Source organism: Nocardia sp. NPDC004722, from assembly GCF_053601505.1.
The window spans coordinates 1-10,798 of record NZ_JBSGBY010000279.1 but is presented as its reverse complement, the minus strand read 5'-3'; the positions used below and the strand labels follow the sequence as shown (position 1 = coordinate 10,798).

Annotated in this window: 12 protein-coding genes and 1 pseudogene; 8 read left to right on the top strand and 5 right to left on the bottom strand. The window is 67.2% G+C overall.

Annotated elements, in window-relative coordinates:
• The 5 genes from ACWELQ_RS25175 to ACWELQ_RS25155 all read left to right on the top strand — a co-directional run.
• A partial coding sequence (locus tag ACWELQ_RS25175; RefSeq protein WP_452399513.1) for a VOC family protein occupies positions 1 to 198 on the top strand: 198 nt, incomplete at its 5' end.
• 140 nt (positions 199 to 338) lie between these two features.
• Complete coding sequence (locus ACWELQ_RS25170; protein ID WP_452399512.1) at positions 339 to 914, top strand: dihydrofolate reductase family protein; 576 nt, start codon at positions 339 to 341, stop codon at positions 912 to 914.
• Positions 915 to 929: 15 nt separating this feature from the next.
• Positions 930 to 1,283, top strand: a complete 354-nt coding sequence (locus ACWELQ_RS25165; RefSeq protein ID WP_452399511.1) for a YciI family protein — start codon at positions 930 to 932, stop codon at positions 1,281 to 1,283.
• A complete protein-coding gene (locus ACWELQ_RS25160; RefSeq protein ID WP_452399510.1) occupies positions 1,235 to 2,542 on the top strand; it encodes an RNA polymerase sigma factor in 1,308 nt (435 codons plus the stop codon). Before ACWELQ_RS25165 ends, ACWELQ_RS25160 begins: the two co-directional genes overlap by 49 nt.
• Before the next feature lie 162 nt (positions 2,543 to 2,704).
• A complete protein-coding gene (locus tag ACWELQ_RS25155) occupies positions 2,705 to 3,205 on the top strand; it encodes an aggregation-promoting factor C-terminal-like domain-containing protein (RefSeq protein ID WP_452399509.1) in 501 nt (166 codons plus the stop codon).
• Positions 3,206 to 3,245: 40 nt separating this feature from the next.
• Here ACWELQ_RS25155 and ACWELQ_RS25150 read toward each other — a convergent pair whose 3' ends face one another.
• Positions 3,246 to 4,097, bottom strand: coding sequence for an SDR family oxidoreductase (locus ACWELQ_RS25150; protein ID WP_452399508.1), 852 nt, complete (start codon positions 4,095 to 4,097; stop codon positions 3,246 to 3,248).
• A gap of 112 nt (positions 4,098 to 4,209) precedes the next feature.
• Between ACWELQ_RS25150 and ACWELQ_RS25145 the strand changes: the two genes are divergently transcribed.
• Positions 4,210 to 4,608 (top strand): winged helix-turn-helix transcriptional regulator, encoded by a 399-nt coding sequence (locus tag ACWELQ_RS25145; RefSeq protein WP_452399507.1) that lies wholly within the window; start codon positions 4,210 to 4,212, stop codon positions 4,606 to 4,608.
• A gap of 140 nt (positions 4,609 to 4,748) precedes the next feature.
• Positions 4,749 to 5,228: a nucleoside deaminase gene (locus ACWELQ_RS25140; RefSeq protein ID WP_452399506.1), complete on the top strand. Its 480-nt coding sequence runs from the start codon at positions 4,749 to 4,751 to the stop codon at positions 5,226 to 5,228.
• A 183-nt stretch (positions 5,229 to 5,411) separates the two neighbouring features.
• Here ACWELQ_RS25140 and lpdA read toward each other — a convergent pair whose 3' ends face one another.
• From lpdA to ACWELQ_RS25125, 3 genes are all read right to left on the bottom strand, one after another.
• Entirely contained in the window at positions 5,412 to 6,815 is a 1,404-nt protein-coding gene (gene lpdA / locus ACWELQ_RS25135; RefSeq protein ID WP_452399505.1) for a dihydrolipoyl dehydrogenase, read from the bottom strand.
• A gap of 100 nt (positions 6,816 to 6,915) precedes the next feature.
• The gene (locus ACWELQ_RS25130) at positions 6,916 to 7,221 is read right to left on the bottom strand and encodes a nuclear transport factor 2 family protein (protein ID WP_452399504.1); all 306 of its coding nucleotides are present in this window, start codon (positions 7,219 to 7,221) and stop codon (positions 6,916 to 6,918) included.
• Positions 7,222 to 7,281: 60 nt separating this feature from the next.
• Positions 7,282 to 8,304: a dipeptidase gene (locus ACWELQ_RS25125; RefSeq protein ID WP_452399503.1), complete on the bottom strand. Its 1,023-nt coding sequence runs from the start codon at positions 8,302 to 8,304 to the stop codon at positions 7,282 to 7,284.
• Between the two features lie 140 nt (positions 8,305 to 8,444).
• Here ACWELQ_RS25125 and ACWELQ_RS25120 point away from each other — a divergent pair, with 140 nt between their 5' ends.
• Positions 8,445 to 10,496, top strand: a complete 2,052-nt coding sequence (locus ACWELQ_RS25120; protein ID WP_452399502.1) for a prolyl oligopeptidase family serine peptidase — start codon at positions 8,445 to 8,447, stop codon at positions 10,494 to 10,496.
• Here ACWELQ_RS25120 and ACWELQ_RS25115 read toward each other — a convergent pair.
• Positions 10,497 to 10,798: pseudogene (locus ACWELQ_RS25115) on the bottom strand (C4-dicarboxylate ABC transporter); the annotation flags it as partial.

Here is a 10,798-nt window from a genome sequence, read left to right as displayed (position 1 = left end):
CCCGAACGCATCGCGGGCAGCGCCGGGGAGGGGCTGCTGGTCGTGTTCGGCGTCGACGACATCGACGCCGAATACGAGCGGGTGCGCGCCGAGGGCGTGGAGATCGTGACGCCCATCGAGACCGAGCCGTGGGGTGAGCGCTACTTCCAGGCGCTGGACCCCAACGGCATCGTCATCCAGCTGGTCCAATGGGTCTGAGTGACCAGCGTCCAATGGTCTGAGCAACCAGCACTGACACTCGCCGAAAAACATTCCGTCGAGTGTGTCGATTCCCGCGAACCCCGATCGAGGAGTAGGTGAGGACCAACCAGGGTCCCGCAACTTCGAAAGGAAAACCGATGCGCAAGGTAGTGGCCTTCTCGCACATGAGCCTCGACGGGTTCGCGACCTCCGCCACCGAAATGGGCCTGGAGTGGACCGGACACGGCTACAGCCCGGACCTCGCCGCCTTCCACGACACGCACATCCGCGCCGACGTCGGCACCACGGTGTACGGCCGCAAGACCTTCATCGGCATGCGCGATCACTGGTCGTCGGTCCCGGACAATCCGGAGGCCACCGCCCACGACCTCGAGCACGCCGCCTGGGTCACCCAGGTCGACAAGCTCGTCTTCTCGACCACCCTGGAAGAGCCGGGCTGGAACAACACCCGGATCATCGGCAAGGACGGGGCCGCGCGGATCGCGGAGTTGAAGGCCGGAGACGGCGGCGCGATGGTCATCTACGGCAGCCCGAGCCTGGTGCACTGGTTCGCCGACGCCGGACTCATCGACGAGTACCGGATCGTCATCCACCCGATCACCGTCGGCGCCGGAACACCGCTGTTCCCCGGCAAATTCGAGACCACCCTGACCCTGCTGGAGTCGAAGACCTTCGACGCCGGCGCCGTTTACGCCCGCTACGCGGTCGCGTAGAGAGAGGATCGGAACATGCGACACATGGTGCTGATTCGACTGGATCCCAGCCAGGCCCCGAACGGTCCGAGTGAGGCGTTGATCGAGGACATGAACGCCCTCATCGAAGAAATGACCAAGGCGGGCGTGCTGCTCGACACCGCGGGCCTCGGCGTCGACGAGACCGTCCGCATCCGCCAGACCGACGGCAAACAGACCGTCCTCGACGGCCCCTTCACCGAGTCCAAGGAGATCATCGGCGGCTACTGTCTGCTCCAAACCCGTTCGACGGAGGAGGCGCAGGAATGGGCGAGCCGATTCCTCCGCGTCCACGGCCCGGAATGGAACCTCGAGGTCGAGGTGCGCAAGATCGAGGACGGCCAGAACTGAATCCCGCACGGCGGGCGGTGGAGGCGGCTTGGCGGATCGAGTGGCCGAAACTGGTCGCCGGGCTGACCAGAATGGTCGGGGATATCTCGACGGCCGAGGAGTTGGCGCAGGATGCCCTCGTCGCGGCGCTGGAGCAGTGGCCGCGCGACGGCGTCCCGCCCAATCCGGGCGGGTGGCTCATGCTGACCGCGAAACATCGTGCCGTGGACCGGATTCGACGGGACGCGAACTTCGCGCGAAAGCTGGAGTTGCTCGGGCGGGAGACGGTCTTCGCCGCGGACGAGCCGAGTGCGCCGGAGCCGGGCATCGCCGACGATCTGCTGCGCATGATCTTCACTGCCTGCCATCCGGTGCTGACGCCGCCCGCGCGGGCCGCGCTCACCCTGCGCATGGTGGGCGGCCTGACCACGACCGAGATCGCGCGCGCCTATCTGGTCCCGGAATCGACCGTGGCGCAACGCATCGTGCGCGCCAAACGCACCATCGCGGCGAAGCGGGTGCCGTACGAGGTGCCCGAGGGCACGGAGTTGACCGCGCGCCTGGACTCGGTGCTGGAGGTCATCTATCTGATCTTCAACGAGGGATACACGGCCACCTCCGGGGAACGCTGGCTGCGGGCCGAATTATGCGAGGACGCCGTACGTCTGGCCCGCATCCTGGCGGGCCTGCTCCCGGAGGAGCCCGAGGCGCACGCGCTGGCGGCATTGCTCGAACTCCAGGCGTCGCGCACCACCGCGCGCAGCGACTCCGGCAGCGGCCTGGTGCTGCTGCCCGACCAGGATCGCTCGCGCTGGAATCGGCTCTACATCCAGCGTGGTTTCGCCGCCCTGGCCCGCGCGCACACGCTCAACCGGACCCGTGACCGCGAGCCCGGGCGCTACGCCCTGCAGGCCGCCATCGCGGCCGTGCACGCCATGGCTCCCACCGCGGAGGACACCGACTGGCGGCGTATCGCCGGGCTGTACGCGATCCTGGCGCAACGCTTTCCGTCACCGGTGGTGGAGTTGAATCGGGCGGTCGCGGTCGCCATGGTGTACGGTCCGGCCGCGGGATTGGAATTGTCCGATGCCATCGCCGCGACCGGGACGCTCGACGACTATCACCTGCTGCACGCGGTGCGCGGGGATCTGCTGAGTCGATTGGGCCGGGAATCCGAGGCGCGGGCGGCTTTTCAGCGGGCGGCCGCGTTGACGGCCAATACGACCGAGCGCGAATTGTTGCTGGACCGCGCACAAGGCGCCGGTGAATCTGCTCGCTGATCCTGTGAATCTGCCCTGATCAGGCATTTCGGCGTGTCGCTCACCCCTGGCGTGAATTGCCAGGGGTTACCGTCGATTTCGTTCGAAGACAGATAGGTCTGTTTTTTCGTGGCTTTTTGTGACCACTTGGCGTTGCGGAGAACAACACGGAAGGACCAGGCGTTGCGCGTTTTCGATGACTCCAGAAGGCCATTCCGGGCGGCCCTGCTCGGATTGTTGCTGGCCGCACTCACGCCGTTGACCGTCGCCATCGGCAGTGCCGACGCACGCACCGATATCGCGAGCCCGATCGCCCAATCCGGGGAAATCCCGGTCGCGCTGCCGGTGGATCCGGCGAGCCTGCTGCAATTGATGGGCACGGCCCAGCGCTACACCAAACCGACGCTGCAAACCGTGGCCCGATTCATCGTCCCCGACGAACAATTCGCGTCCTTCAACGAGATCATCACCCACGAGAGCAACTGGCAGGTCTTCGCCATCAACCCGACCTCCGGCGCCTACGGTCTCGCCCAAGCCCTGCCCGCGCACAAAATGTTCAGCGAGGGCCCGGACTGGATGTTCAACCCCCTCACCCAATTGCGCTGGGCCTACCGCTACATGGTCTCCCGCTACGGCAGCCCGAATGCCGCCTGGGACTTCTGGCAGGCCCACAACTGGTATTAGCGGGCCTGCCCGTCGTCGATATTCGGCTGGGTGTGGCGGCTCAGCTCAGGGCCGCGCGGAAAACCTCGGCGACCGGGGTCGAGGGCCGACCCAGCAGCTGCTGGAGGTGGCCGGAGTCGACGGTCAGGATGCCGTCGGCGATGCCGGCGTCGGCGTCGGCCAGGACCGCGGCGTAACCGGCGTCCAGGCCCGCGCCCTGCAGGGCCGCGGCGTAATCGGCCTGCGGGAGGTCCTGGTAGCTGACCGGCTTGCCGGAGACCTCGGAGATCACCTGCGCCAGTTCGGCATACGTGAGGGTCTCGTCGCCACCCAGTTCGTAGACCTTGCCCTCGTGACCGTCGGTGGTGAGGACGCGGGCGGCGGCCTCGGCGTAGTCGACGCGGGACGCGCCGGACACCTTGCCCTCGCGGGCCGCGCCGTACAGCGTGCCCGTCTCGACGGCGTGGGCCAGGCCGCCGGTGTAGTTCTCCCAGTACCAGCTGTTGCGCAGCACGGTGGTCGGGATCTTCGCCTCGGCCAGCACGGCTTCGGTGCCGGTGTGCTCCTGGGCGAGGATCAGCGGGTTGGCCTCGGCCTTGGGAATGCTGGTGTAGGCCAGCAGTTTCACTCCGGCGGCCTCGGCGGCGCGCAGCACGTTGGTGTGCTGCTCGACCCGCTTGCCGAACTCGTTGCCGGAGACCAGCAGCACCCGGTCGACACCCTGGAACGCCTGCTCCAGCGCCGCCCGATCATCGAAGCTCGCGACCCGCACCTCGGCCCCGCGCTCGGCCAGGTCGGCGACCTTGGCGGGATCGCGGACCACCGCCACGACCGGCTGCGACCCATCCTTCAACAGCGCCTCGACGACGAGACGACCCAGCTGACCACTTGCTCCGGTGACTGCGACGGTCATGACTCTTCCTCCACGGTTTCAGGGAATGAACTGCACTCTCGACATGTACTAACTAATAGTAAGCACATCCCATTCCCAAACCGCTACCCGAATGACAGGTAACCTGAAACCCATGACAGATCGGCCCCCCGACCAGGCGTTCGCGGTCGACCCCACGCTCGAGGCCGACGTCTTCGCCCGCAACTGCCAGTCCCGCCCCGTCCTCCAGGACGTCGCGAGCCGCTGGGGCGTCCTCGCCCTGGCCGCCCTCCGCGAGGGTCCCTACCGCTTCTCGGCCCTGCGCCGCCGCGTGGACGGCATCTCCGAACGCATGCTCTCGCAAACCCTGCAAACCCTGGAACGCGACGGCATGGTCAATCGCGAAGTCCAGCAATCCATCCCCCCGGTCGTGGAGTACACGCTGACCGACCTGGGCGCGCAGGTAGCCGACCAGTTGGTCGCCCTCATCGAGATCCTCGAATCCAATATCGACGCCATCACGGCCGCCCAGACGGCCTACCACCGCGAATAGACCCAACTCTCGGGGACTCTCAGGGGCTTCGCCCCCGAACCCCCCACGAGAACTCGGGGGCAAGCCCCCGGACCCCCTCGAAGACTCGGGGCAAGCCCCGGATCCCAGACGGCCCGAACCCGCACGAGAAGAGGAATCGCATGTCCGTCGACAACGACCTGCACTATCTGGAGCGCTGCGTGGAGTTGGCGACGGAGGCATTGGATGCGGGCGACGAGCCCTTCGGATCCCTGCTTGTGGACGCGAACGGCAAGGTGCTGGCCGAGGACCGCAACCGGGTTTCCGGCGGCGACCAGACCCGCCACCCCGAGTTCGATCTGGCCCGCTGGGCGGGCGAGAACCTGAGCCCCGAGGAGCGCGCCACCGCGACGGTCTACACCTCCGGCGAACACTGCCCGATGTGCTCGGCCGCCCACGCCTGGGTCGGCCTGGGCCGCATCGTCTACGCCGCTTCCACCGCCCAACTCACGGAGTGGCTCAACGAATTCGGCGTACCGGCCGGACCGGTCCGCGCACTCTCCATCCAGGAGGTGGCCCCGAGCATCCCCGTCTCCGGCCCCTTCCCGGAGCTGACCGACCGCGTCTACGCCCTGCACCGCCGCCTACATATCGCGGACTGACAGCCCAACTATGAAAGCGGCCCGGGGCCAGCGTCTTTCGCTGGCCCCGGGCCGCTTCGGGGTCCTGGGCTCCCCGCCGTCCCGGGGGTCCGGGGGCCTGCTCCCGAATTCTCGAGGGGTCCGGGGGCCTCCCCCCGAAATCTCGAGGGGGTTCGGGGGCGAAGCCCCTGAGAGCCCTGAGAGTTAGAAGTTGATCATGTGGCCGGCGAGGCCGTGGATCGCTTCCTGGAGAGCTTCCGACAGGGTCGGGTGGGTGTGGACGTTGCGGGCCAGTTCGTTGACCGTGAGGTCCCACTTCTGGGCCAGGGTCAGCTCGGGGAGGAGCTCCGAGACGTCGGGGCCGATGAGGTGGCCGCCGATGAGTTCGCCGTACTTGGCGTCGGAGATCAGCTTCACGAAGCCGGTCGGGTCGCCGAGGCCGTGGGCCTTGCCGTTGGCCATGAACGGGAAGGTGGCGACCTTCACGTCGTAGCCCTCGGCGCGGGCCTGCTCCTCGGTGAGACCGAAGGAGGCGACCTGCGGCTGGCAGAAGGTGGCGCGCGGCATCATGCGGTAGTCGCCCAGGGACTGGGTCTCGGCTCCGGCGATGGTCTCGGCGGCCACCACGCCCTGCGCCTCGGCGACGTGCGCGAGCTGCAGCTTGGCGGTGACGTCACCGATGGCGTAGATGCCGGGGACGTTGGTGCGCATGTAATCGTCGATGGCGATGGCACCGCGGTCGGTCAGCGCGACGCCGGTGTTCTCCAGGCCGTAGCCCTGCACACGCGGCGCGAAGCCGACGGCCTGCAGCACCTTGTCCACGGTGACGGTCTCGATCGCGCCGGACTTGTTGTCCTTGATCGCGACGGTGACCTTCGACCCGTCGTCGTCGATGGACTGCACGGCCGCACCGGTGGTGATGGTGATGCCGAGCTTCTTGTACGCCTTGGTGATCTCCTTGGAGACGTCGGCGTCCTCGTTCGGCAGTGCGCGGTCGAGGAATTCGACGATGCGGACGTCCACGCCGTAGTTCTTGAGGACGTACGCGAACTCCATGCCGATGGCGCCCGCACCCACGATGAGGATGGAGCCCGGCAGGTCGCGGGTGAGGATCTGCTCCTCGTAGGTGACCACGTTGGCCGACAGCGAGGTGCCCGGCAGCAGCTTGGTCTCGGTGCCGGCGGCGATGATCACGTTGTCGTACGTGATCTCCTCGGTGCCGCCCTTGGTCAGCGCGACCGACAGCGACTTCGGGCCGGTGAAGGTGCCCTTCCCGTCGAACTCGTCGATCTTGTTCTTCCGCATCAGGAAGTGGACGCCCTTGACCCGCCCGTCCGCGACGGAACGGCTACGGTCGAACGCCGCGCCGAAGTCGAAGCTCGCGGTACCGGAGATACCGAAGGTCTTCGCTTCCTTGGTGAAGATATGGGCCAGCTCCGCGTTCCGCAGCAGTGCCTTGGACGGAATGCAGCCCACGTTCAGGCACACGCCACCCCAGTATTTCTGCTCGACGATCGCTGTTCGCAGGCCGAGTTGAGCGGCGCGAATCGCGGCGACGTAACCGCCGGGACCAGCGCCGAGAACGACGACATCGTAGTGGGAAGTCACGCAGTCGAGACTAGACCTGTTGTCCGGCGCTCACTTCGGCATCCCCCGCCCACGTGAGACGTGGAACACGTGAGAGCCGTCACGATTGCCCGGTTTCTGCTCAGGCTTGCCCGGTCTCGAAGCGACTGACCAGTCCATCTCGGACGGTGAACCGCCACGCCGTGCGCATCGCACCCCAGCGATCATTCGAATAGTCCGCCACGAATGCGGTCGGACCGCCGATCGATTCGACCTTCATCCGCCCGTTGGTCGAGAAGATCTCCGATTCGGTCCACTGCGCGAGATTCCGTTCCTGACCGTCGTCGCTCATGCTGGCGTCGGCGGTCAGGGTCTTGAAGAAGGCTTCCGCGTCGCCCGCGTTCACCGCGTCGACGAACTTCGCAACGGCCGGGTCGAGCTCTGTCATCGCTGCATCCCTCTCGATCGGCGAGCCGGATAAGGACATTCGAGCAACCTGCGGGCGAGTCTAATCCCGCCACACCTGCCGGGCCACGCGCGCGAAGTTGCCGCCGAAGACGGCGGCCCGGTCGGCTTCGGAGAACCCGCGCGCCGCCAACTCCGCGTCCAGTCCCGGCACCTCCGAGAGGCCGAGCAGGTCCTCCGGCGGCACCCACTGCAGCGGACCGAACTTGGTGTATTCCTCGGAGAAGGTCTCCGGCATCGAATCGATGACCGCGTTGAATTCGTCGGCGTCGAAGGAGAAGTCGGAGGCGACACCGATGTGTTCGATCCCGAGCAGTTCCGCACCGTAGGCCACGTGATCGGCCATCGCCGCGACCCGCTCGGCGCGGGCGTGGGCCTCGTTGCGCCCCAGGAAGATTCCGACCCCGTTGATGCCGATCACCCCGCCGGTGGCGGCGCACGCCTTGGCCTGATCGTCGGTGATATTGCGCGGATGCGCCCACAGCGCCGCGAAATTCGAGTGGCTGTAGATCATCGGCACGGTGGTGGTCTCGGAGATGTCGAGTCCCGTGCGCCGCGAGCAGTGTGACCCGTCGGCGAACACCCCGACCTCGTTGAGCTTGCGGATCAGCTCCCGCCCGTACCCGGTGAGCCCGGTGTCCTCGGTGTCGAGGCAGCCGCAGCCCGCCGCATTGGCGTAGTTGTAGCTGGGCAGCAGCGACCGCAGCCCCAATTCGTAGAACAGCTCGACATTGTCGAGATCGCCCTCGAGCGGCCCCGAGTCCTCGAGGTCGAAGGCGAGTGCCACGGTGGATTCGGTCTCCGCGGTCGGCACCTCGGGCCAGGCGTCCTCGATGCTGTGCACCAGCCGAAACCGCTCGTCGGTCAAGGCATCCCGCCGGAACTGCGTGACCAGCTCCAAGGATTCCCGCGTGGATTGCGGTGAATATCCGATATTCACCGATAGATACGAACCGGTCGGATACCGAAGCAGCTCGGTCACATCCGCGGTCGGCAGCAGCGGCAGGCAGCAGTGCTGCTCCCACAGCCGGGGCCGGCCGGCCCCCGAACTTTGTTGCGGCGACACCGAACCTCCTCGCGGACGGGCTTCGAAGCCGCAATCCTACCGATCGGTGTGGCGAGCACCAGCACTACCGCGGGACCCCCGACGCGGCCCCGGCGGGACGTTCGCGAACGGCGAACGGGGCGCTCGGCAACAATGAGCCCATGACCGGTGTTGGAGAGGGCGTGACGGATCCCTACCTGTGGCTCGAAGAGGTCGAGAGCGAGCGCGCCCTGGAGTGGGCGCAAGAGCGGAATGTGGTGACGAAGGCCCGGTTCGCGGCCTCGGAGCGGTTCGCCGCGCTCGAGGCGCGGGTGCTGGCCATGCTCGATACCGATACCCGCATCGCGTACCCGGGACGGCGGGGGCGGTGGCTCTACAACTACTGGCGCGATCGCGACCATCCGAAGGGGCTGTGGCGGCGCACCAGCTTCGCCGAGTACGCCAAGGACGAGCCGGACTGGGAGATCCTCATCGACCTGGACGCGCTGGCCGCGGCCGAGGGCGAGAACTGGGTGTGGGGCAGCGCCGCGGTGCTGCGGCCCGAGCAGCGCCGCGCGCTGATCAGCCTCTCGCGCGGCGGCGCGGACGCCAAGGTGGTGCGCGAATTCGATATCGAGGCAAAGGCTTTCATCGCGCCGGAGGACGGTGGCTTCTACCTGCCGGAGGCGAAATCCGATTTCGCGTGGATCGATGACGACACCCTGTACGTGGGAACCGATTTCGGCGAGGGCTCGCTCACCGATTCCGGCTACCCGCGCGTGGTGAAGCGCTGGCACCGCGGAACACCTTTGGAGGCAGCCGAATTCGTCTACGAGGGTGAGGTCACCGATGTGGCCGTCTCGGCGGGCTACGACCGCACCCCCGGCTACGAGCGGCACTTCCTGGGCCGTGCCACCGACTTCTTCAACGAGGAGGTCTACCTGCTGGAGTCCGACGGCACCCTGCGCTTCATCGACGTGCCCAGCGACGCCAGCGAATCCTGGTACAAGGACCTGCTGCTGGTGCGCCTGAAGTCGCCGTGGGAGGTCGGCGGCGTCACCTATCCGGCGGGCTCGCTGCTGGCCACCGACTTCGAGGCATTCCTTTCCGGGGCAAGGGATTTCGAGGTCCTGTTCACCCCCGACGAGCACACCGCCCTGCACGGCTACGGCTGGACCGAGAACCACCTGTTGCTGATCACCCTGCGCGATGTGCAGACCGACCTGCACGTGCTGACGCCGGGCCCGGACGGCTGGACCCGCGAACCACTCGCGGACACCCCGCGCATGGCCACCACCAGCGTCATGAACCTGGACCGCCTGGAGGGCGGCGACGAATTCATGCTCTCCACCAGTGGTTTCACCCGCCCCACCACGCTCATGCAGGGTTCGGTGGGCGGCCCGGTCGAGGTGCTCAAGAAGGAGCCGGAATTCTTCGACGCCGACGGCATCGAGACCGAGCAGTTCTTCGCCACCTCCGACGACGGCACCCGGATCCCGTATTTCGTGATCCGCCACCACGATCGGCGCGGCACGCCCGGCCCGACCGTCATGTCCGGCTACGGCGGTTTCGAGGTGTCGCGCACCCCCGGCTATTTCGGCGCGGTCGGCATGGGCTGGCTGGAACGCGGCGGCACCTACGTGATGACCAATATCCGCGGCGGCGGCGAGTACGGCCCGGAGTGGCACACCTCGGTGCTGAAGGCCAACCGGCACAAGGCGTACGAGGATTTCGCGGCCATCGCCCGGGACCTGGTGGCGCGCGGCATCACCACTCACGAGCAGCTCGGCGCGGTCGGCGGCAGCAACGGCGGCCTGCTGATGGGCGTCATGCTGACCCGGTATCCGGAGTTGTTCGGGGCCATCGTTTGCCAGGTGCCGTTGCTGGACATGAAGCGCTATCACCTGCTGCTGGCGGGCGCGTCCTGGATCGCCGAGTACGGCGACCCGGACAAGCCGGAGGAGTGGGAGTTCCTCTCGAAGTACTCGCCGTACCAGAACACCAGCGCGGAGCGGCGGTATCCGCCGATCCTGCTCACCACCTCCACCCGCGACGACCGCGTGCACCCGGGTCATGCGCGAAAGATGGCCGCGCTCTTGGAGTCCGAGGGTCACGACGTCTGGTACTACGAGAACATCGAGGGCGGTCACGGCGGCGCGGCGGACAACAAGCAGTCGGCGTTCCAGGCCGGGCTGATCTACGAGTTCTTCTCCCAGCAGCTCATGCGGGACTGATCAGCCGATGATCGCCGCGAGTCCGTAGCCGATGGCGATGGACGCGACCAGAGTGACCAGACCGGGACGCATGAACGAGTGGTTGAGCACGTACTTCCCGAAATGGGTCGTCCCGCTCTGGTCGAAATTCACCGCGGCGATGCTGGTCGGATACACCGGCAGGATGAACAGCGCCGCGACCGCGGGCAGCATGGCCACCAACTGCGCCGAGGGGATGCCCAGGGCCATGCCCAGCGGCATCATCGTCTTCGTGGTCGCGGCCTGACTCAGGATGAGCGCCGCGACCACGGTCACGATGATCG